At 60.7% G+C, this 20228-nt stretch carries 16 protein-coding genes; 7 read left to right on the top strand and 9 right to left on the bottom strand.

Features of this window, described 5'->3' with window-relative positions:
* The first annotated feature begins 16 nt into the window (after positions 1-16).
* Positions 17-1465, top strand: coding sequence for an amidase (locus ACVWXD_RS10555; RefSeq protein WP_122757278.1), 1449 nt, complete (start codon positions 17-19; stop codon positions 1463-1465).
* A gap of 60 nt (positions 1466-1525) precedes the next feature.
* On the opposite strand, the gene ACVWXD_RS10550 is transcribed toward ACVWXD_RS10555, so the two are convergent.
* The 7 genes from ACVWXD_RS10550 to ACVWXD_RS10520 form a co-directional block, all read right to left on the bottom strand.
* Positions 1526-2938 (bottom strand): aldehyde dehydrogenase family protein, encoded by a 1413-nt coding sequence (locus ACVWXD_RS10550; RefSeq protein WP_457370977.1) that lies wholly within the window; start codon positions 2936-2938, stop codon positions 1526-1528.
* Positions 2939-2942: 4 nt separating this feature from the next.
* A complete protein-coding gene (locus tag ACVWXD_RS10545; protein ID WP_122681046.1) occupies positions 2943-3992 on the bottom strand; it encodes a homoserine dehydrogenase in 1050 nt (349 codons plus the stop codon).
* A 177-nt stretch (positions 3993-4169) separates the two neighbouring features.
* The gene (locus ACVWXD_RS10540; RefSeq protein WP_032891403.1) at positions 4170-4607 is read right to left on the bottom strand and encodes an Lrp/AsnC family transcriptional regulator; all 438 of its coding nucleotides are present in this window, start codon (positions 4605-4607) and stop codon (positions 4170-4172) included.
* A 22-nt stretch (positions 4608-4629) separates the two neighbouring features.
* Positions 4630-6009, bottom strand: coding sequence for a threonine synthase (gene thrC / locus ACVWXD_RS10535; RefSeq protein WP_181643900.1), 1380 nt, complete (start codon positions 6007-6009; stop codon positions 4630-4632).
* Positions 6010-6026: 17 nt separating this feature from the next.
* Entirely contained in the window at positions 6027-6917 is an 891-nt protein-coding gene (locus tag ACVWXD_RS10530; protein ID WP_032891405.1) for a LysR substrate-binding domain-containing protein, read from the bottom strand.
* A 47-nt stretch (positions 6918-6964) separates the two neighbouring features.
* Positions 6965-8389 (bottom strand): amino acid permease, encoded by a 1425-nt coding sequence (locus tag ACVWXD_RS10525; RefSeq protein ID WP_032891407.1) that lies wholly within the window; start codon positions 8387-8389, stop codon positions 6965-6967.
* A gap of 111 nt (positions 8390-8500) precedes the next feature.
* Entirely contained in the window at positions 8501-9757 is a 1257-nt protein-coding gene (locus ACVWXD_RS10520) for a cystathionine gamma-synthase family protein (protein ID WP_457370976.1), read from the bottom strand.
* 138 nt (positions 9758-9895) lie between these two features.
* Between ACVWXD_RS10520 and ACVWXD_RS10515 the strand changes: the two genes are divergently transcribed.
* Positions 9896-10024 carry a hypothetical protein gene (locus tag ACVWXD_RS10515; RefSeq protein ID WP_260366902.1) on the top strand — a complete coding sequence of 43 codons (129 nt, stop codon included), beginning with the start codon at positions 9896-9898 and terminating at the stop codon, positions 10022-10024.
* A 138-nt stretch (positions 10025-10162) separates the two neighbouring features.
* On the opposite strand, the gene pdxR is transcribed toward ACVWXD_RS10515, so the two are convergent.
* Positions 10163-11659, bottom strand: a complete 1497-nt coding sequence (gene pdxR / locus ACVWXD_RS10510) for a MocR-like pyridoxine biosynthesis transcription factor PdxR (RefSeq protein WP_122765096.1) — start codon at positions 11657-11659, stop codon at positions 10163-10165.
* Between the two features lie 283 nt (positions 11660-11942).
* Here pdxR and ACVWXD_RS10505 point away from each other — a divergent pair, with 283 nt between their 5' ends.
* Together ACVWXD_RS10505 and glyA are read left to right on the top strand one after the other, a co-directional pair.
* Positions 11943-13238: a benzoate/H(+) symporter BenE family transporter gene (locus ACVWXD_RS10505; protein WP_260366901.1), complete on the top strand. Its 1296-nt coding sequence runs from the start codon at positions 11943-11945 to the stop codon at positions 13236-13238.
* Positions 13239-13321: 83 nt separating this feature from the next.
* Positions 13322-14587, top strand: coding sequence for a serine hydroxymethyltransferase (glyA, locus tag ACVWXD_RS10500; RefSeq protein ID WP_122681041.1), 1266 nt, complete (start codon positions 13322-13324; stop codon positions 14585-14587).
* A gap of 103 nt (positions 14588-14690) precedes the next feature.
* On the opposite strand, the gene ACVWXD_RS10495 is transcribed toward glyA, so the two are convergent.
* On the bottom strand, positions 14691-15731 hold the full coding sequence (locus ACVWXD_RS10495) for a zinc-dependent alcohol dehydrogenase family protein (RefSeq protein WP_260366900.1): 1041 nt from the start codon (positions 15729-15731) through the stop codon (positions 14691-14693).
* A 164-nt stretch (positions 15732-15895) separates the two neighbouring features.
* Between ACVWXD_RS10495 and ACVWXD_RS10490 the strand changes: the two genes are divergently transcribed.
* From ACVWXD_RS10490 to ACVWXD_RS10480, 3 genes are all read left to right on the top strand, one after another.
* A complete protein-coding gene (locus ACVWXD_RS10490; protein WP_032891412.1) occupies positions 15896-16378 on the top strand; it encodes an Lrp/AsnC family transcriptional regulator in 483 nt (160 codons plus the stop codon).
* A 108-nt stretch (positions 16379-16486) separates the two neighbouring features.
* Positions 16487-17680, top strand: a complete 1194-nt coding sequence (locus ACVWXD_RS10485) for a GGDEF domain-containing protein (protein ID WP_457370975.1) — start codon at positions 16487-16489, stop codon at positions 17678-17680.
* Between the two features lie 588 nt (positions 17681-18268).
* Positions 18269-20077: an ABC transporter ATP-binding protein gene (locus tag ACVWXD_RS10480; RefSeq protein ID WP_122765245.1), complete on the top strand. Its 1809-nt coding sequence runs from the start codon at positions 18269-18271 to the stop codon at positions 20075-20077.
* The last annotated feature ends 151 nt before the right edge of the window (positions 20078-20228 follow it).

Raw genomic sequence — 20228 nt, 5'->3', positions numbered from 1 at the left:
CTAAAAGGAGATAAACATGAACATCCAGAATCTGTTGGACAGCGAGGATGCCACCGGCCTGGCCGAGTGGGTCCGCCGTGGCGAAGTGCACCCCGGCGAGTTGCTTGAAGCGGTGATTGACCGGATTGAGTGGGTCGAGCCGCAGCTCAATGCCGTGGCCGAAAGGCTGTACACATCGGCCCGTGAAGCTGCACGCACCGTGCAGCCCGGCCACGGCGTATTCGCGGGCGTACCGACCTTGATCAAAGACTTGTTTTCGCCGGTCAACGGCGCGGCGATGACCAACGGTTCCCAGGCACTGGGAGGGTTTCGCGCAGATTTTGAGGCCGAACTGGTGACCCGTTTGCGCCGTGCCGGTTGCGTGATCGCCGGCACCAGCACCTCGCCCGAATTCGGCACGTCGTACTCCACCGAGTCCACGCGCTTTGGCGCCACACGCAACCCCTGGAACACCGGCCACAGTGCGGGCGGCTCCAGCGGTGGCGCGGCCGCCTTGGTGGCGGCGCGTGTCGTCCCGTTTGCCCATGGCAACGACGGCGGCGGCTCCTTGCGCGTGCCGGCGTCCTGCTGCGGGGTGTTTGGCCTTAAGCCCAGTCGCGGGTTGTTGCCATCAGGGCCGATGGTCGGCGAAGGCTGGGCCGGCATGGGCACGCCCCATGGGATCACCTTGTCGGTACGTGACAGCGCCGCCTTGTTGGATGCAACGGCCGGGATCGACCTCGGCGCACCCTATGCCGCACCGGTGCAGGCGCAGCCCTATGTTTCGGCGTTACAGCGCGACCCAAAGCCGCTGCGCATCGCACTGGTGGAGCAACTCGGGCCTTGGCCGACGTCCAGCGAAGCGCTGGCATCGGTGCAGGAGGCCGCCAGATTGTGCCAATCCTTGGGCCATCGGGTTGAGCCGGTGAAGTTGCCGGTGTCACTGCCGGAATTTCTCGATCAGGTCTTCACCATCATTGGCGCCAGTACCCGTCACTATCTCGACGTGCTGGGACAGATGCGCGGCTTTGCGGTGCAGCCCGAGGAGCTTGAGGCGCGCACCCGGATCATTTTGCGCAGCAAGGGCGATGTCAGCGGGGCCCATTACGCGGGCGCGGTGGAATGGATTCATGGCTTGGGCCGGCAGTTGGCGATGTTCATGCAGGAATACGACCTGATCCTCACGCCGACCCTGGCCCGTGAGCCGGCACCGATTGGCGAGCTGGATGTGCAGGACGACCGCTTGAGCCTGGATGAACTGATTGAGCAGTTTCACAGCTACTCACCGTTTACCGCGTTGTTCAACGCCAGCGGGCAACCGGCGATGTCGGTGCCGCTGTACTGGAGCGCCGCCGGCCTGCCGATGGGCGCCCACTTCGCGGGCCGTTTTGGCGAGGAAAGTACGCTGTTCGCCCTTGCTGCGCAGTTGGAGCGTGCGCAACCCTGGCGTCGGCGAGTGCCGCCGATCAATGCCTGTCAGCGGTGAGTGCCTGGGACGGTTGGCAATGGGAGGCAGCCGCTCCCACTGCTGACTACCTTGGATCGATCAAGCCCGGATATTCAGGCACACCACCTTGGGTTGGGTCATCTCCTCGTAGGCGAAACGCACGCCCTCACGGCCGAGGCTGCCGTATTTGGAACCGCCAAAGGGCATTGCATCAAAGCGATAGTCGGACGAGTCGTTGATCATCACACCTCCCGCCTCAATCCTGCGGGCAGCGCTCAAGGCCGTCGCCAGGTCGCTCGTAAAGATACCGGCGTGCAGGCTGTAGTCAGGCTCGTTGGCCAGCGCGATGGCCTCATCGAAGGACTCAACCCGTTGCAATACCACCACGGGCGCAAAGACTTCGTTGCGCCAGAGTGCGCTGGCGTGATCGACGTTTTCCAATACGGTGGCGGCGTAACACGAATCCTGTCGTGTGTGCCCGCACAGCAAGGTTGCGCCTTGGGCCAACGCGTCGGCTACCACGCGCTCGGCATTCTGCGCCGCTTGCCGGGTAATCATCGGGCCGATATCGGTGCTGGCAAGCAACGGGTCGCCGACCAACAGGGCCTGGGCCTGGCTGACAAAACGTTCGCGGAACGCGGCATAAACGGACCCATGAACCAGCAGTCGCTGAGTGCCGATGCAATTTTGTCCTGCCGCCCAGAAGGCGCCGGACACGCAACACGCCACTGCGGCCTCAAGGTCGCAGTCGTCCATGACGATTACGGGCGCATTGCCGCCCAAGTCCATTGCCAGTTTCTTCAAGCCTGCGGTGCGGGAGATCTGCTCACCGGTGACAAAGCCTCCGGTGAAGGAAATCATGCGCACGTCACGCGCCGCGACCAGGGCTTTGCCCAGTTCGGCACCACCGGTGGCAACCGTGACCACCGATTCGGGCAAGCCAGCGTCGATCAGGTACGCCACCAGTTTCATGGATGACAACGGCGCCAATTGCGACGGTTTGAGAATCACCGCGTTGCCGCCGGCGATGGCTGGGCCGAGCTTGTGCGCCACCAGGTTCAAGGGATCGTTGTATGGCGTGATGGCGACGATCAAGCCAAGGGGCTCGCGGGAGAACCAACCCTGGCGAGATTCTGAACCTTCATAGGCATCAAAAGGGATCACCTCGCCGGCATTGCGCCGGGCTTCTTCGGCTGACAGCTTGAGGGTGTTGACGCAGCGCTTGACCTCTTTTTGCGCCTGCTTGAGGGTCTTGCCGGCTTCGTCGACGATCAGTCGGGCAAATGCCGATGCATCGCGTTCGATGTTCAAGGCCGTCTGTTCGAGAATCTGTGCCCTGCGATAACGCGGCAAGCCCGCACTGGCCCGAACGCCCTGGCGCCCCTGTTCCAGCAAGTGCGGAACCTGGGACGCACACACGTCGGCTACGGTGCCGACAAGCGCACCGTCAAAGGGATTGAACACCTGTATTTGTGCTGCCCCAACCGTACGGGCCAAATTCGATACGTTCATTGGCTTACTCCCGACCCTGTGCAGCGGATTGATGAAGGCTGATGATGTCCGACAGCAGCGCAAAGGCTGTTTCTGTACGACCGGCACCCGGTCCCGAAACCGTCACCGTGCCAATCAGGTCGCTGCTGAACGACACTGCATTCGTGGCGCCGCCGATGCTGGAGAGCGGATGATCGTTGCCCAACAGGCGCGGTTCGACGCTGGCACTGACCGAGCCATCGGCATGCCGTGTGGCGGCGCCAATGAGTTTCCAGCGTGCATTGTTCTGGCGGGCCTGATCGATGTCCTCAAGGGTGAGGGCGCTGATACCGTTGCAGCGCACATCGCTGACGGTGAGTGATGCATCCAGCAGCTCGTTGGCCAGGATCACCACCTTGAGACGTACATCATGGCCTTCGACATCCGCCGTCGGGTCGGCTTCGGCGTACCCCAGGGCCTGCGCCTGCTCGACTGCTTCGGTAAAGCCCAGGCCATTTTCCATGCGGGTCAGGACGAAATTGGAGGTGCCGTTGAGAATGCCTTCGAAGCTGTTGATGCTGCTGCCGGCCAGCAATTGCCTGGCCAGGCGGATCACAGGCGTGCCACTCATCACCGAGCCTTCGTATTCAAACGCCACGTGGTTGCGCTGAGCCAGGGCCTTCAGCGCCGCACCGTGCAAGGCAATCGGTCCTTTGTTGGTGGTGACCACGTGCTGGCCGTTTTCCAGGGCCCAGCGACAGAACGTGGTCGCAGGTTCGCCGTCCACCGGGTTGGTGAAGGTCGCTTCGGCAATGATGTCTGCGCCGGAGTCTTTGATCACGGCTTCAGTGCGCGCGACCGCGTCGCCCCCCGGTAGGTTTGCCAGGGCGCCCTTGGTCACCGGCAGCGCGGCCAGTGAGGCGGCATCCAGCCCTTGGCGGTTGATCAGTGAGCCGAGGAAGAGGTCGGTGACACCGACGATTTTCAGGGTAAAACCCAGTGCGTTTTTCCAGTCTTCGTTGCGTTCGGCAATCAACTGGGCCAACGCTCGGTTGACGCCACCGAAGCCCACCAGCGCAATTTTATATTCAGTCATTTTTTTATGCCCTTGATCTGTGTGATGAGTGGTCTGGCATAAGATTAGGGGCGCGACCATGGCAGTGAAATATGCCAATTTGCTCTATTTCATGGGCGTTTTGACCAAGGGGTAGGTGCTGCGTGGGGAACAAAAAAAGCCAACGATCGTTGGCTTTTTTTTTACCGCGAAACCGGTTTAGACAACGGACGATAGAACGAATGACGTCACGGTATTTTCCACCCCCGCCAGGGCCGAGATTTGAGTCCAGACCTGATGCACCCGCTGCGGGCTTGATGCGCCGACGCGCAGCATCAGGTCGAATTCGCCGCTCATGACGTCGCACTGGATCACTTCAGGAATTGCCCGCAGGGCCTGCAAGACATCCTCGCCGCGCATGCGGTCATAGCGATAGACGAAAATCACTGCGTTGATCTGGGATGAGGCTTGGCGCCCGTCGCCGGTCAGTACCGTATAGCCCAGAATTGCACCGTCACGCTCCAGCCGTTCGATCCGTTGGCGCACGGCGTTGCGGGACAGGTTGACCTTGGCCGCCAGCTCAGCGTGAGCGGCCCGGGCATTGAGCCGCAACTCGGCGATGATGCGCTCATCGAGCGGATCCAGAATGCGCTTCATGTGGCCCCCTGCCTCCCGTCGTTCACAGCGTATCGAGCAGTTGATAAAGGAGGCCGGCGTCGTCGGGCGTTATCCGGTAACGCTGCGCGTGTAAGTGCGCTGTCGCCTGGCCGTGTTGCCCCGGCACATTGATGCCCAGTTCGTTGAGCAGCGCAGCGGATTTGGCCGGTGAAGTTTCCCCGAGGGTGACCATTGGCGCGACCAGGCTGCGCCGATAAAGCCTTGCGGCCAGTACTCCGGTGGCCGTGTGGGGGTCAATCAGGTAGCCCGTGTCACGGTAGAGCGAGGCGATTTCGGCCAGGGTTTCTTCATCGCTGACCGCATAAGAGTCGATGATCATCCGGGCCTGCAACCAGCAGTCGTTGGCGATGGTCATCTCGCCGCTGGCTTCGAATTCAGCCATCAGCGCACTGACTGCCGCAGCGTCGTGTCCATACAACTCCCAGAGAAAACGCTCCAGGTTGGAGAAAATCGACAAGTCCATGGCCGGTGACAGGGTCTTGTCAGCGCGCTGGCGGCTGTAATGGTTCTTGAGGAACAACTGATGCAGGGCGTCATTTTTGTTGGTCGCGACGATGATTTGGGTAATCGGCAGGCCCATTTTTTGCGCGATGTAGCCTGCGTAGACTTCGGCGAAACTCGCCGCCGGCACGCTGAAGCCGACAGATCGTTGACCTGCGCCCAATTGCAGCACGGCGTAGAAATAAAACACGAGCTGCGCCAGCACGTTGACCCAGTTGCTGGAATTGAAGCTGATCGCCTCATGGCGCGGGTTGGGCCAATGCCTGAACAAGTGGTTCGCGAGCTGCTGGCAGTCGTCAAAGCTACCGGCGACTGCGAACGTATGCACATTGGGATGCGCAACCCCCTGCAACTCGTGCAGTTGATGCTGCGCGACCGCGGACTCCGGGTATAGCAGCACCACGTGGGTGTCGTTACTGTGTTTGAACGCCTCGATCGCCGCGAGTCCGGTGTCTCCGTTGGTGGCGCCGAGCACCACTGCGCGTCGCGGGTGCTTATGCAGAAAGTACTGCACCAGTTGCGCCTGCAACTGCGCGGCGAAATCCTTCGAGGAGCGGGTCGGGCCGTGGAACAGCTCAAGCACCCATTCGTTGCGATCGACCTGATGCAGCGGCGCCACCGCACGGTGCTTGAACTGACTGCTGGCTTCTTTGAGCAGGCGCTTGAGGTCCGCTTCGGGGATGGTCCCGCCAACAAACGGACGTATGATCCGATACGCCAGTTCGTCGTAGGGCAAGGTTGACCAGTTGGCGATATCCTGGGGCTCGAACAGCGGCAGTTCGGTGGGTACGAACAGTCCGCCGTCGTCGGCCAGGCCGGACAACACGACCTTTTCAAAGTCGGCCTGCACGGTCGAACTTCGAGTGCTTATGTAGTGCATGGTTTGGCTCCGGCCATTTATTTGTAGCGATGGGCCTGCTCGACCAGCCAGGTAGAAAACATCATGGCGTCGGGGTGCTGGTCTGCCCCGGAGCCGCGTACCAGGTAGAACGACTCGCTGGCTTCGATGCGCTGGTCGAAGGGCTCGATCAAACGCCCGTCCTGGAGCATCTCGTCAACCATTGAGGAGCGCGCCAGCGCAATCCCTTGCCCGAGTTCGGCCATGCGCAACGTCGAGATCAATGTGTCGAACTGCATGCCACGGGACGAATCGACGTCGTCCGCGCCGACCATCTTCAGCCAGTATCCCCAACCCTCTTCGTAACCCAGCACATGCAACAACGTATGCCGCGCAACGTCGCTCGCCACCGTCAGCGGTGATCGTGCCATCAGGGCGGGTGAGCAGACCGGGAACAAGGTGTCCCAGGTCAGCCGCTGGGACACGAGGCCAGGCCATTGACCATGGCCCCAGCGAATTTCCATATCGTCTTCGCCATCCAGTTCCTTGATCCAGATATTGCTGATGTAGCGGATATCGACGTGGGGGTGAGCCTGACGAAAGTCCACCAGCTTGGGTGCCAGCCAGTGGACGAAAAACGCCAGGCTGCCACGCACCTTGATCGGCCGCCGTTTGTGCTGGCCAAAAATCTCGTTGGTGCCCACCGCCAGCCGTGTAATTGCATCCTGCACCACCGGCAGATAAGCCTGGCCTTCTTCGGTCAGCCCCAGTCCCCGGGGCAGGCGCTTGAACAGCGCCACGCCCAGATGACTTTCCAGTTGGCGGATCTGCTGGCTGACCGCGCCCTGGGTCAGGCACAGTTCGTCGGCGGCGTGAGTAAAGTTCAGGCTCCGGGCGGACACCTCGAACGCGCGCAGCCAGTTCAACGGAGGGAGCGGCTTTTGCTTCATGGTCTGGACCTTATTGACGCGGTACTCAGCACGCTTGCCCACACCGTCTAGGGGGACGGCTGAACCGTGGTGGCGAGCGACAAGCGTCGTTCGCGGCTGTTACGGGTAATGTAATACACGAAGTAGCACCAGGCGATGAAGGGCAAACCGAAGTACAACGCGACGCGCTGTTCCGGGTCGAACGCGATCCCCACACAAGCAAGGCTGCAGCACACCAGTGCGCCCAAAGGCACCCACGGGTAACCCCGGACCCTGAATTTGAGGTCGCGCACGTCGCCGCCATTGGCCACGAACTGACGGCGGAATGCAATTTGACTCGCGGCGATGCTCATCCACACCACCACCACCGCCAACCCGGAAATCGACACCAGCGCCAGGTACACCGTGTCGGCGGCAAACACGCTGCTGAGCAGGGACGCGCCGCCTCCGACCATGCTCAGTACGATGGCGTTCAATGGGGTGCCCATGCGGGTCAAGTGGGAGAACTGCTTGGGCAGGTGCCCTTGGTCGCTCAGGGTCCAGAGCATCCGTGAGGCGGCGTACAGCCCGGAGTTGGCCGCCGACAACAGCGCGGTGATGATCACGAAGTTCATGATGTCGGCGGAGTAGGGGATACCGATGTAGGTGAACACGGTGACGAAGGGGCTTTCGACCAGACCGGCCTGCTCACGCGGCAGCAACGTCGCCAGCACGAAAATGGTCCCGACGAAGAAGATAGCCAAGCGCAGCACAGTGGTGCGGATGGCCCGTGGCACATTGCGTTGCGGGTCCTTGGTTTCACCGGCGGCGATACCGATCAGTTCGGTGCCTGAAAACGCGAACGACACCGCCAGCAAGGTCATGGCAATCGACATGAAACCGGTGGGGAACAAGCCTTCGCGTGTGAAGTTACCGAGGCCGATACTGTGGGCCTGATCGATATTGAGCAGGCCGAGAATGGCGCCGCCGCCGATGATCAGGAACACCACGACCGTCACCACTTTGATCAGGGACAGCCAGAACTCAGTCTCGGCGAACAAACGGACCGAGACCACGTTGGTAAAAAATACCGCCCCGGCAAACAATGCACTCCAGATCCACACGGGCGTGTCAGGAAACCAGCGCGTCATCAGGATGCCGGCGGCGGTGAACTCCGAACCAATGGCCACCGTCCACGTCAGCCAATACAGCCAGGCCACGGTGTAGCCGGTGCCTGGGCCGAGAAAACGGGTCGCGTACGTGCTGAACGAGCCGGTTTCCGGCATCTGCACTGCGAGCTCGCCGAGGCACATCATCACCATGTACACCATGAGTGCGCCGATGATGTAGGCGATCACCGCACCCAGCGGGCCTGCCTGGTTAACGGTATAGCCGGAGGTTAGAAAGAGTCCGGTGCCAATCACGCCACCCAAGGCCAGCATGACAATGTGGCGCGTCTGCATTTCCTGTTTGAAGCCGGCACGCGTGTTGGTTTTTTCTTCTGTTATGGACATGGTTGTTCTCATGAAAGTAGTGAGGGCAGATAGAAGCGTCGCCACACAGTTTTATTATTATTCCTCTTCATGAAACGCCTCACAGACGGCCCTGTCGTGAGGTTTGAAAGGTCAGTTCACCCCCTCGCTGAAGGCGGGCTGCTGACTTTTTTCATCGCGCAAACCCCTGACAAATGCGAACGCCTGCTTTAAATCGTCGAGCAGATCGTCGGTGTCTTCGATACCCACCGAAACCCGCACTAATCCTTCCGAAATGCCCAGCGCCTGGCGCTCCTCCAGCGTGTTTTCCACATGACTGGTAGTGCGCGCAGGGCCGTAAATGGTTTCCACCGCACCGAGATTGCCCGCACAGTGTGCAAATCGCAGGCGTGGCAGCAGCAGCTTGACCGAGTCCATGCCGCCAACAAGTACGAAGCTGACAATGGCGCCAAAACCGCCCATCTGCGCACACGCCACCGCGTGGTTCGGGTGGTCCGCCAGGCCGGGATAATTGACCGAAGCCACCAGCGGCTCTGTGCAGAGAAATTCTGCCAGGGCACGGGCGCTGTGTTGCTGCTGACGCATGCGCAGCACCAGGGTTTTCATACCGCGAATGATCATGTAAGCCGAGAGTGGATCAAGGGTGGCACCGTTGATTTCACGGTAATGCCGAACCTTGGCCATCAGGGCTTCACTGCCGCAGACCAGGCCGCCCAATACGTCACCATGACCACTGAGGAATTTGGTCGCGCTGTGAATGACCACATCGACCCCCAGAGCCAAGGGGTTCTGATTGAGTGGTGTGGCAAACGTGTTGTCGGCTACCACTAGCGCGCCCACGCGTTTGGCCGCCGCAACCAGGCGTTGGATATCAAGGATCTTCAGGGTCGGATTGGTCGGCGTTTCCAGGTACACCACCTGACAGCCTCTGGCTATTTCCCGTTCGATCGCCTCGTGATCGAACGTCTCGCACAAGGTCACCTCCACCCCCGTGCGCGGCAGGAACTCCTCGAAAATCTTGTTGGTGCCGCCGTAACTGTCCTTGGTCGACACCACGCGGTCACCCTGGGCCAGGAGGGTATAAAGCACACTGCTGATAGCCGCCATGCCACTGCTGAATGCAACTGCGGATTCGGCTTTCTCCAACTCACCAATCTTGGCTTCGAGGGTCTCGACCGTCGGGTTGCTCATGCGGCTATAGATAAAGCCCGGGGCTTTACCCATAGCGACGTCGTACCAGACGTCGATATCGTCGTAACCATACGCCGCACTGAGCACAATAGGCGTCTGCGTGGCGTTATAGGGATGCCTGACTTGCTCTCCACCCCAGACCGCCCGTGTCCCGGCGCCCGCATTATCAAGCCCTGCGCTGTCAGGTTTTTTGTTCATTGAGACTACTCGCACTGAGGGGTGAACGTTGAGTCGTTCACACAGATAGTGCGGATCAATATAGGGATAAGCGGTGCCCCCGAGAAACGATGTTATCGGTGCCAAAGGGCTGCTTTTTTTAATGGTTGGCGGGGGAATATGCTGGTTTTGTTTTTGCTGGAACCGGGGGAAAAGATCCTGGGCCTGGACCTCAAGTCAGGTGGGCATTTGTCCCATGGCGCTGCGTTCAACTTCTCCAGGCCCTCAACTATGGCGTGCATCCGGTGACGCACAGGGTCGACCTGGATCAGGTCGAGCAGATCGCCCGACAGGAACGTCCGCGCCTGATCATCCCAGGCGCTTGCCCCGGCGCGCGCGGATGGCCGCACAAGCCCGGCAACTGCTGCTGAACTGCGCGCTGGGCCATTAGATTTTCAGGGCGCTGGCCAGGCGCAACATGGCGGCTTCTATTTCATGCGCGGTCAGGGAGGAGTAGCCCAGCAGCCAGCCTTGTTGCTTCGGTTCGCCCGCGTACAAACCGCTGAGGCCGGACAGTTGCACGCCGGCAGTAGCCGCCTGGCGGATGGTTTTCTCCTCGGACCATCCGGCTTTCAGCAGGCAGGGGATCTGCAACCCGCCCGGCGGCAATTCGGCGGTGACCACGGTGCTCAGGTACTTGCCGATCGCGTCGTGCATGATCGAGCGTCGTCCGGCATACAGCTTGCGCATGGCCCGCACATGGGCGTTGTAATGACCGTCTTCCATAAAACGCGCCAGGGTCAGTTGCAGTGTTTGCGGTGTGTGGCCGTCCATCATGCTGCGGGCATAGGCAAAGGGCTTCACCAGCGCAGAGGGCAGCACCATGTACCCCATGCGCAGGCCGGGGTAGAGGGTCTTGCTGAAGGTGCCGATGTAGAGCGTGCGCTGATACTTGTCCAGGCCCTGCACGCAGGCCGTGGGTTGCCCGTCGTAATGGAACTCGCTGTCGTAGTCATCCTCGATGATCCACTTGCCTTTTTGCGCCGCCCAATTGATCAACTCAAGTCGCCGCTCCAGGGGCAAGGTCGCGCCGGTGGGGTACTGGTGAGAGGGCGTGACATACACACAGTTGGCGCCGCTGCGGTCGGCATAAAGCAGGTCGGTGCGGATGCCGTGTTCATCGACATCAATGGGCATCACCTTGGTTTCGGCAATTTGGAAAGCCTTGCGGGCGCCGTAATAGCCGGGGTTTTCCAGCAGGATCGGCTTGCCAGCGTCCACCAGCAATTGCGCGCACAGGTACAACGCCTGACGTGTGCTGCTCAACACCAGCACCTGGTCGGGTGAGCATTTGGCGCCGCGTTCGAGGTTCAGGTAGGTGGCAATCGCTTTGCGCAGGGGCTCGGCGCCTTGTGGGTCGCCATGCAGCAGCACGCTGGCGCGATAGTCCTTCATGACCTGGCGCTGCAAACGCTCCCACACATCCGTCGGGAAGCTGCGGGTTTCCGGCAGGCCGGTGGCGAATGCCTTGATGACTTGCTGATCGCGCACGCCGCCGGTGTCGAAGATCATCCGCCCGCGCTGGCTGAGTTCGGCACCCGGTGCGGCGACGCTGCTCCTGGTTTCCTGAGCCTTGAGGCGTCGGCGGCCGGCACCGCGCAATTCGACGCCCACCGTGTCGCAGACGTAACTGCCGGCGCCTTCGCGGCGCACGATAAACCCGTCCCGATGCAGCTGCACATAGGCGTTCTCAACGGTGTCGCGGGCGCACCCCAATGACTTGGACAGCACCCGCGTGGCGGGCAGTTTCAAGCCGGGGCCGAGGGCGCCGTCGAGGATCAGCGCACGTAATGCACGTTGGATCCGCTGGTGCAGATCCAGCAGCTGAAACTCGGCGTCGTTGAGGCGCATCTTCAGGGTTTCAAGCTCGAAGGTCTTTGCCATGTGGTCTGCTCTCTTCCCATGAAATGGCAGGTAGGGGCAGGCCAGTTTATCCGTAGACTCTGGCCCTCGCCATCCCACGGTTTCAACGCCGTTTCAGTGCCAGCGTTCGAGGCGTTATGGGGGGGGCATGAGCGCGTTTGCGCGAGAGCATGCTTGACCGACCACGCCAAGTGGTCTGGTCGGTTGCGCTAAGGCGCAGGGGTTAAACCTGCCATTCAAACGCTATAAATGACCGCTTAACAGCGACCGGATGGATACATCGTCCAGCAAGGAGCCAAGACCTATGTCATCTACTCAATCCCTCTCGTCCGTGCATCTGCGGGACCTGCTGCACCCCGTGGTTGCCGGGTTGATTTCAGTGATCGTCAATTACGGCGGCACGTTCATCCTGGTGTTTCAGGCCGCCAAGGTTGCCGGGCTCAGCCCTGAGTTGACGGCGTCGTGGGTTTGGTCTGTGTCGATCGGGGTAGGGGTGACCGGGCTGTTTCTCAGTTGGGTGAGCCGCGAGCCGATCATCACCGCCTGGTCGACGCCTGCGGCGGCGTTTTTGATCGTCGCCCTGGGGACCACGCCCTACGCCGAGGCCATTGGCGCCTACATGATTTCGGCGGCAGCGTTCGTGCTGTTGGGCGTGTCCGGTTACTTTGAGAAAGCCGTGCGGCTGATCCCGCCAGGTGTGGCAGCAGGCTTGTTGGGCGGCATCCTGCTGCAGTTTGGCATCGGTGCGTTCGCCAGCATGAGCGTCGACCCGCTATTGGTCGGCGTGTTGATCGGCGCCTACATCCTGTTCAAGCGCTTGAGTGCGCGCTACGCGGTGGTCGGCATTCTGGTGCTGGGGCTTGGCTTTTTGCTGATGCAGGAGCGCGTGGACTTCACGGGATTGGCGCTGGAGTTCGCGACTCCGGTGTTCACACGCCCCGAGTTCTCGGTCAATGCGTTGTTGAGCGTCGCGCTGCCGCTGTTTCTGATCACCCTCACGGGGCAGTACATGCCGGGCATGCTGGTGCTGCGCAGTGACGGCTTCAACACCAGTGCCAACCCGATCCTCAGCGTGACCGGGCTGGGTTCTCTGCTGATGGCGCCGTTCGGTTCCCATGCCTTCAACATCGCCGCCATCACGGCCGCCATCTGCACGGGCAAGGAAGCCTCCGAAGACCCGTCCAAGCGCTGGGTCGCAGGCGTGGCCGCGGGCATCTTCTACATCCTGGTGGGGATCTTCGGCGTGACCCTGGCCGCGGTGTTCATGGCCTTCCCGGCGACCTTCATCACCACCCTGGCCGGGCTGGCGCTGTTGGGCACACTCGGCGCGAGCCTGGCCAATGCCATGGCGGACGTGAAATCCCGGGAAGCGTCGCTGATCACCTTCCTGGCCTGCGCGGCCAATATCACCGTGCTGGGCATCGGCGGCGCGTTCTGGGGCATGGTCATCGGCCTGGCAGCCTACGCCGTGCTCAATGGGCAGTTGCCGCGCCGTGAAAAGACGGCGGCCCGACAGGCCGAAACGGTTGCGACAACGTCTGCTGATCACCGTCAGACGGGGCACCACCGTGCGCCTGATACCGCCGCTGACCTGCAATGACGCACAGATCGACGACATCGCCGTACGCATCACGCGCCTGCTGTCACCGACCGCTTGAATTCTTGAACAAGGACACTTTGCACATGTACGACTCGACGCTGACCCTGAACGCTTTCGACCCTGAGCTGTATGAATCCATTCAGAACGAAGCACATCGTCAGGAAGACCATATCGAGCTGATAGCCTCGGAAAACTATGCCAGCCCGCTGGTTATGAAAACCCAGAGCTCGGTGCTCACCAACAAGTACGCCGAAGGCTACCCCGGCAAGCGCTATTACAGCGGCTGCGAGTACGTCGACGTCGCCGAGCGGCTGGCCATCAAGCGGGTCAAGGCGCTGTTCAACTGCGACTACGCCAACGTGCAACCCCATGCGGGCGCCCAGGCCAACGCGGCGGTCTTCCTCGCACTGATCAACCCCGGCGATACGGTGATGGGCATGAACCTGGCCCAGGGCGGTCATTTGACCCACGGCAACCCCGCCAATTTCTCGGGGCGTCACTACACCATCGTGCCTTACGGACTGAACCCGGAAACCGGCTTTCTCGACTATGACGAGATGGAGCGAATCGCGCTGCAAGCGCGCCCCAAAATGTTGATCGGTGGCTTTTCCGCGTATTCGCGCTACAAGGACTGGGCACGCATGCGCAGCATTGCCGACAAGGTCGGGGCGATTTTCTGGGTCGATATGGCCCATGTCGCCGGGCTGGTCGCTGCGGGCGAATACCCGGACCCACTTCCCCATGCGCATGTGGTCACCAGCACCACGCACAAAACCCTGCGCGGGCCTCGGGGCGGTTTGATTTTGTCCAAAGGTCAGGATGAAGCCTTCTACAAAAAGCTCGACTCCGCGGTGTTTCCCGGCGTGCAGGGCGGCCCGCTGATGCACCAGATCGCGGCCAAGGCCGTGGCATTCAAGGAGGCGCTTACGCCGGAGTTCAGCGTCTACCAGACCCGCGTGGTAATCAACGCCAGGGCCATGGCCGGAGTGTTGCAACAGCGCGGGTACAAAATCGTGTCGGGTGGCACCGACAACCACATGATGCTGATCGACCTGTCCGACAAACCCTACACCGGCAAGGACGCCGACGCGGCGCTGAGCCGTGCCTACATCACTACCAACAAAAACTCGGTGCCCAATGACCCGCGCTCACCGTTTGTGACCTCCGGCCTTCGCATCGGCACCCCGGCGGTGACCACCCGCGGGTTTGACGTGGAGACTTGCAAGCAAGTGGCTGGCTGGTTGTGCGACGTGCTGGACGCGCTGGAAAACGGCGACAGCGACAAGGTCGGGCAGCGTGTGCGCGAACACGTAGTCGCGCTGTGCCGTCGTTTTCCGGTCTATCGCTGAGTCAGTAAGGGGGAGTGTGTCCGCGTGTTTTCAGCGGGCGCGATCACCCATGTGAACGCTGGGTTTTTAGTGATTTCAGCGCGGCTCAACGTGGCGCCATGCATTAAAACTCGGTGATGACGGTGACGCCCGCCGTCTCAAACCGGTCCATATGGATCAATGCGTCGATCGACTGCTCCAGGCTGATGGTCTTGCTCACGAGCTTTTCAGGCGCCAGCTTGCCGGAGGTGATCATCTCGATCATGGCGTCATAGCGGTGCGCTTGCATGCCGTGGCTCCCGTAGATCTCAAGTTCGTGGGCGATGACCTTGCTCATGGGGATTGCCGGCGTGGCGTGATCAGCGAGCATCAGCCCCACCTGAACGTGCTTGCCGCGACGGCGCAGGTTGTTGATGGAGTTGAAGCAGGTGGTTGGGTGGCCCAATGCGTCCAGCGATACGTGGGCACCGCCCTGAGTGATTTCCAGCACGGCTTCGGCGACGTCCGCCACGCACTGGGCATTGATCGTGGCGACAGCGCCGAGCGCGCGTGCCAGGTCGAGTTTGTCCTGGGAAATATCGATGGCGATCACGTTCGCGCCAATGGCTTGGGCGATCATCACGGCAGACAGGCCTACGCCTCCGCAACCGTGAACCGCGACCCATTGACCGGCACTGACTTTTCCTTGGTCAACGACTGCGCGGAACGAGGTGGCGAATCGACAACCCAGGCTTGCAGCGGTAGCGAAATCCATGCTCTCAGGCAGCGCGACCAGGTTCAGATCGGCCTGATGGATACCGACGTATTCGGCAAATGAACCCCAATGAGTAAAGCCTGGCTGGAACTGCGTGTGGCACACCTGCTGATTGCCGCTATTGCACTCGGCGCAGGCACCACATCCGCCCACGAACGGCACGGTCACACGGTCGCCGACCTTCCATTGCGTGACGTCGTTGCCCACCTCGGCCACGATGCCCGCCAGCTCATGACCCGGTACATGGGGCAGCTCAATGTCGGGGTCATGACCTTTCCAACCATGCCAGTCGCTGCGACATACCCCTGTGCCAAGCACCTGGATAACCACACCATGACGTTCCGGGGACGGGTCTGCCACGTTCATCAGGCGCGGTGGCTTGGAAAAGGCTTCGTAGACGACTGCTTTCATTCAAATGACCTATGTTTGGATGGGCGATGTGACGTTGAAGTGTCACGATCCAGGCATTTCCATTATGGATGAACCCCTTGAAATTACCCTTCAAGTTGCAATTGACGTCACCCAGAAATTGAAATTAACCTTCATTTTTAAGTCTTAATTTGAGGAGTTATTTCATGCTTGAGCAGCTTGATAAGGCGGACATTGCAATATCGGAACGTTTGCAGCGCGACGGCAAGCTGTCGAACGTCAAGCTGGCTGAGCAGCTGTCCCTCAGCGAAGCGTCCTGCTGGCGCAAGCAACGCCGGCTTGAAGAGTGCGGGGTTATCGAGGGATACCAAGCCATTCTCAATCGAAAGAAACTAGGGCTGGGCCTGAAGGCGTTTGTCCAGATCTCTTGCACCGATCACAGCGAAGAAGCCACGGCAACGTTTGAAAAGATTATTCAGGCGGCACCTCAGGTTTTGAGTTGCCATAACACAACAGGCGAGGCGGACTTTCTACTTGAGGTGGTTGCAAGGGACTTGGACAGCTACAGCCGCTTTGTCGAAAAAGTACTCAGGAAGCTTCCTGGCGTTTCGAGTATTCGCTCGAACCTGTCCCTGCGAGAAATGAAGACCACCAATCGACTGCCCGTAGCCGAGCTCTTGAGTATCTAAGCGCTGCCCTGACAGGCGCGAAGACAAGGCTGCAGATGGCCGACAAACTGACAGCCTACTCAACTAAACTGCACCAGAGCTGCTCCTGACAGCGCCTGGTGAGACGTCATGATTGCCCATACCCCCACGCTTTTTGCCTGCGTCGCCTTAGTGGCGACGATCATGGCGTTTTGTCTGATATTGGCCGGCCAGTTCAACCAGCGCGACGGCTTGCTGACCATTGGCTTTGGTTTGGCGGCACATGCCCTGGCTTACATTGGATACACCTTGTTCGGCCACGCCCCGTTGTGGTTGACCTATGGGGCTGCCAACACATTGCTGGCGGTGGCGCTGGCTTTTTATGGGGCCAGCATCTTTCGGATCGTTGAGTTGCGCGTCTCCTGGTGGCGGATCTTTGCGCCTGCTGCCTTGATGCTTGCCTTGATGGCAAGCCTGATCGACACCTTGGAACCGCGCATGCTCGCCGCCACGCTGGTGTTGATGGTGCAATGCGCCTTGATCATCTATTGGACGCGCCGCTACATACCCGCTCAGGGGCGTGCGCGCATGCTGTTGATCATCGGATCAAGTATCAGCCTGATCGGCCTTGGCATGCGGGTGGTCGCCATCATCGGCGGGGGAGCCGCCGAGATGCGCTATGACGTCAGCAACCTCAAGCAAACCATCTCCGTCAGTATCGGCACGTTCACCGCGATGATGATCTCCCTCGGACTGGTGCTGCTGGCCAAAGAACGCAGCGAGTCGTTATTCCAGCGCCTGGCGTTACGCGACGTGCTGACCGGTATTCTCAATCGCAGAGCCGTGCTGGAACAGTTTTCCAAAGAGTTGGAGCGCGCGCGCCGAGACGCTGCCTACCTGGCCGTGGCGATGGTCGACATCGACCATTTCAAGCAGATCAATGATGTGTATGGACACCTGGCGGGTGATGAGGTGATTTGCCATTGCGTCAATCATCTCACCCAGCGAATTCGTGAGTCCGACAGTATTGGTCGTTATGGGGGTGAGGAATTCCTGGTGTTACTTCCCCGCACCAGCCCCGAAGACGCGGTGAAGGTTCTGGACGAATTGCGCGCATCGGTCGCTGATTCACCGGCTCGGTTTGGCGAGGCAGCCATCTCGGCGCGCATCAGTATCGGAGTCTGCTGCGTGGTGCCAAACCCGGATGACACCACGGCCAGCCTGCTTGCGCGGGCAGATGCCGCTCTGTATGAAGCCAAGGGCCTGGGGCGCAATACCTTGTGTTTGGCAGCGCCGCAGGTGCATCGCGGGGAAACTGCCGCCATGGATATCATTGAGTATTGAACGGCAGGCCAAGGCGGAAATGATCAGATGAACAGTGTGCCTGAGGGAGCCTGGAGACTGTCCGGATCGCCAAAAAAAGATTTTTACTCACCTCTGGAAAGGTAGTTTCAGGCAGAAAAAATAAGTTATGCCCCTATTTTTGCCCCCACCCGTACCGGGTGTGTGAGCGATAGCGAATGACGATTGCTGGCAGAAAACCAAGCTGGTTTGGGTGACGTTTAGAGTCAGTCAAAAATTGTGAATGGGGGGAGAAGTTTCTTCCAGAGCAACCGCGATTACGGCCTGGTGTGGATTTTCAATATCTACGAAATGAGGGGCGATTCAGTTCGATCCCCCGGCCATTGCGCAACACCAGCACGTAGGCGATGCCCATGTCCCGTTGCAAGTGGCTGGCGGCGCTTGGCGAGCGCCGGCGCGGCGGCGATCAAGGCGCGGGTGGAGTCATGCTGCGGCGCGCCGAGAATCTGCCGTGGTTGCCCCTTGCTCCACCACTTGCCCCTGTCGCCTCGCCGTTGGATGTGCGCAACGTCATCGCCTGTCATAATCCGCCCATCTCACCCCAGCCCCCACACGGAGTCCATGCCATTCATGGTGCTGTTCAATCGATTGAGCGCGTTTTCCATCCAGGCGCGCAGGGCACTGAAGCTGGTGTGGGAGACGTCGCGTCCCTTATTCATAGGCCTGCTGCTGGCCACCATCGTTGCCGGTCTGTTGCCTGCGCTGGCTGCCTGGATCGGCCAGCGTATTGTCGATGGCGTGGTGCACGCGATGCAGATTCATGCAGCCGGCAGCCAGGCGCCCGTGTGGCCAGTGATGCAGTACGTGCTGGCCGAGGCGGGCGTGTTGGCGCTGCTGGCCGCCGCTCAGCGCGCGCTGTCAATGCAGCAATCGTTGCTGCGGGTGCAGTTGGGGGTGAAGGTCAACCTGATGATTCTGGAGAAAGCCCAGACCCTCTCACTCCTGCAGTTTGAAGACGCCGAGTTCCACGACAAGCTGGTGCGCGTGCGACAGGGCGCGTCGACACGGCCGCTGAGCCTGGTCACCAAGGGCCTGGGGCTCGTGCAGAACCTGATCGCGCTGATCAGCTTTGCCGTGCTGTTAGTGCACTTTTCGCCGTGGGCGCTGGTGATTCTGGTGGTCGGCGCCTTACCGGTGTTCTTTGCCGAGACGCATTTCTCGGGCAATGCGTTTCGCCTGTTCCACCGGCGCGCGCCCGAGACCCGTCAGCAGAATTACCTGGAATCGCTGCTGTCCCACGAGACCCATGCCAAAGAGGTCAAGCTGTTCGGCCTGGCGCCGCTGTTCCTCAAGCGCTACCGCGACAACGCCCGGCGCTTGTACACCGAAGACCGCCAGTTGACGGTCCGTCGGGATGCCTGGGGCTTTGCCCTGGGACTGCTGGGCACCGCGGCGTTTTATGTGGCTTACGCCTGGGTGGTGCTGGACACCGTGCGCGGCCAGACCAGCCTGGGACAGATGACCATGTACATCGTGCTGTTCAAGCAGGGGCAAAGCGCGATCACCGCCAGCCTCAGCGCGATTGCCGGCCTGTATGACGACAGTCTGTTTCTGTCGGACCTTTATGAGTACCTGCTAACCCCTGTGGTCGTGCCGAGTGGCCGCCTTACCCAGGGTGCGCGTCCCGGCGACGGTCTGCGCTGCGAGCACGTAGGGTTCAGTTACCCCGGCGCTGAGCGGCAGGCATTGACTGACATCAACCTGCACTTGGCGCCGGGGCAAAGCCTGGCCCTGGTGGGCGAGAATGGCTCGGGCAAAACCAGCCTGATCAAACTGCTCACGCGCCTGTATACCCCGCACGAGGGGCGCATTCTGCTGGATGGCAGCGACTTGCAAGACTGGGATGAACAGACACTGCGCCAGCGCATTGGGGTGATTTTTCAGGATTACATCCGCTACCAGATGACCGTCGGCGAGAACCTTGGAGTGGGGGACGTCGATGCGCTGAATGATGAGGCGCGCTGGCGCACGGCCGCCACCCAGGGGGTGGCCGCCGAATTCATCGAGCGCCTGAGCAGGGCCTACGGCACACAGTTAGGGCGCTGGCTTGGCGGCCAGGAGTTGTCGGGTGGGCAATGGCAGAAAGTCGCCTTGTCACGCGCGTATATGCGCCAGGAGGCGGATCTGCTGATTCTTGACGAGCCGACGGCTGCGCTGGACGCCGGCGCCGAGGCGGCGGTGTTCGAGCACTTTCGCGAACACGCCAAGGGCCGCATGACGTTGTTGATTTCCCATCGATTCTCCAGCGTGCGCAATGCCGACCACATCATCGTGCTGGACGGCGGGCGAATCCTGGAGGAAGGCAGCCATCAACAGTTGATGGTAGCGGGTGGGCGCTATGCCGAGTTGTTCGATGTTCAGGCGCGGGGGTATCGCTAGGTCCCCGTCCAATCCGGCCAAGCGTATTGTTTCAAAGTTTTAGGCCAACATTCTCACCTCAAGCCCTGCGCGCCCCGACGCAGCGCTGAAAACCTGGCGCAGAACGCCCGACAATACCTCCAGGGTATCCCTTCAGACTTTATCCATATTG

The sequence above is a fragment of the Pseudomonas sp. TE3911 genome, from assembly GCF_054062775.1.
Note: the sequence above shows the minus strand (reverse complement) of the source record. Positions and strands in the feature narration are given on the sequence as shown.

Excerpts from the sequence above, each read along its gene's own strand:
- ACVWXD_RS10555 (WP_122757278.1), top strand. The coding sequence starts at position 17 with ATGAACATCCAGAATCTGTTGGACAGCGAGGATGCCACCGGCCTGGCC.
- ACVWXD_RS10550 (WP_457370977.1), bottom strand. The coding sequence starts at position 2,938 with ATGAACGTATCGAATTTGGCCCGTACGGTTGGGGCAGCACAAATACAG.
- ACVWXD_RS10545 (WP_122681046.1), bottom strand. The coding sequence starts at position 3,992 with ATGACTGAATATAAAATTGCGCTGGTGGGCTTCGGTGGCGTCAACCGA.
- ACVWXD_RS10540 (WP_032891403.1), bottom strand. The coding sequence starts at position 4,607 with ATGAAGCGCATTCTGGATCCGCTCGATGAGCGCATCATCGCCGAGTTG.
- thrC (WP_181643900.1), bottom strand. The coding sequence starts at position 6,009 with ATGCACTACATAAGCACTCGAAGTTCGACCGTGCAGGCCGACTTTGAA.
- ACVWXD_RS10530 (WP_032891405.1), bottom strand. The coding sequence starts at position 6,917 with ATGAAGCAAAAGCCGCTCCCTCCGTTGAACTGGCTGCGCGCGTTCGAG.
- ACVWXD_RS10525 (WP_032891407.1), bottom strand. The coding sequence starts at position 8,389 with ATGTCCATAACAGAAGAAAAAACCAACACGCGTGCCGGCTTCAAACAG.
- ACVWXD_RS10520 (WP_457370976.1), bottom strand. The coding sequence starts at position 9,757 with ATGAACAAAAAACCTGACAGCGCAGGGCTTGATAATGCGGGCGCCGGG.
- ACVWXD_RS10515 (WP_260366902.1), top strand. The coding sequence starts at position 9,896 with ATGCTGGTTTTGTTTTTGCTGGAACCGGGGGAAAAGATCCTGGGCCTG.
- pdxR (WP_122765096.1), bottom strand. The coding sequence starts at position 11,659 with ATGGCAAAGACCTTCGAGCTTGAAACCCTGAAGATGCGCCTCAACGAC.
- ACVWXD_RS10505 (WP_260366901.1), top strand. The coding sequence starts at position 11,943 with ATGTCATCTACTCAATCCCTCTCGTCCGTGCATCTGCGGGACCTGCTG.
- glyA (WP_122681041.1), top strand. The coding sequence starts at position 13,322 with ATGTACGACTCGACGCTGACCCTGAACGCTTTCGACCCTGAGCTGTAT.
- ACVWXD_RS10495 (WP_260366900.1), bottom strand. The coding sequence starts at position 15,731 with ATGAAAGCAGTCGTCTACGAAGCCTTTTCCAAGCCACCGCGCCTGATG.
- ACVWXD_RS10490 (WP_032891412.1), top strand. The coding sequence starts at position 15,896 with ATGCTTGAGCAGCTTGATAAGGCGGACATTGCAATATCGGAACGTTTG.
- ACVWXD_RS10485 (WP_457370975.1), top strand. The coding sequence starts at position 16,487 with ATGATTGCCCATACCCCCACGCTTTTTGCCTGCGTCGCCTTAGTGGCG.
- ACVWXD_RS10480 (WP_122765245.1), top strand. The coding sequence starts at position 18,269 with ATGGTGCTGTTCAATCGATTGAGCGCGTTTTCCATCCAGGCGCGCAGG.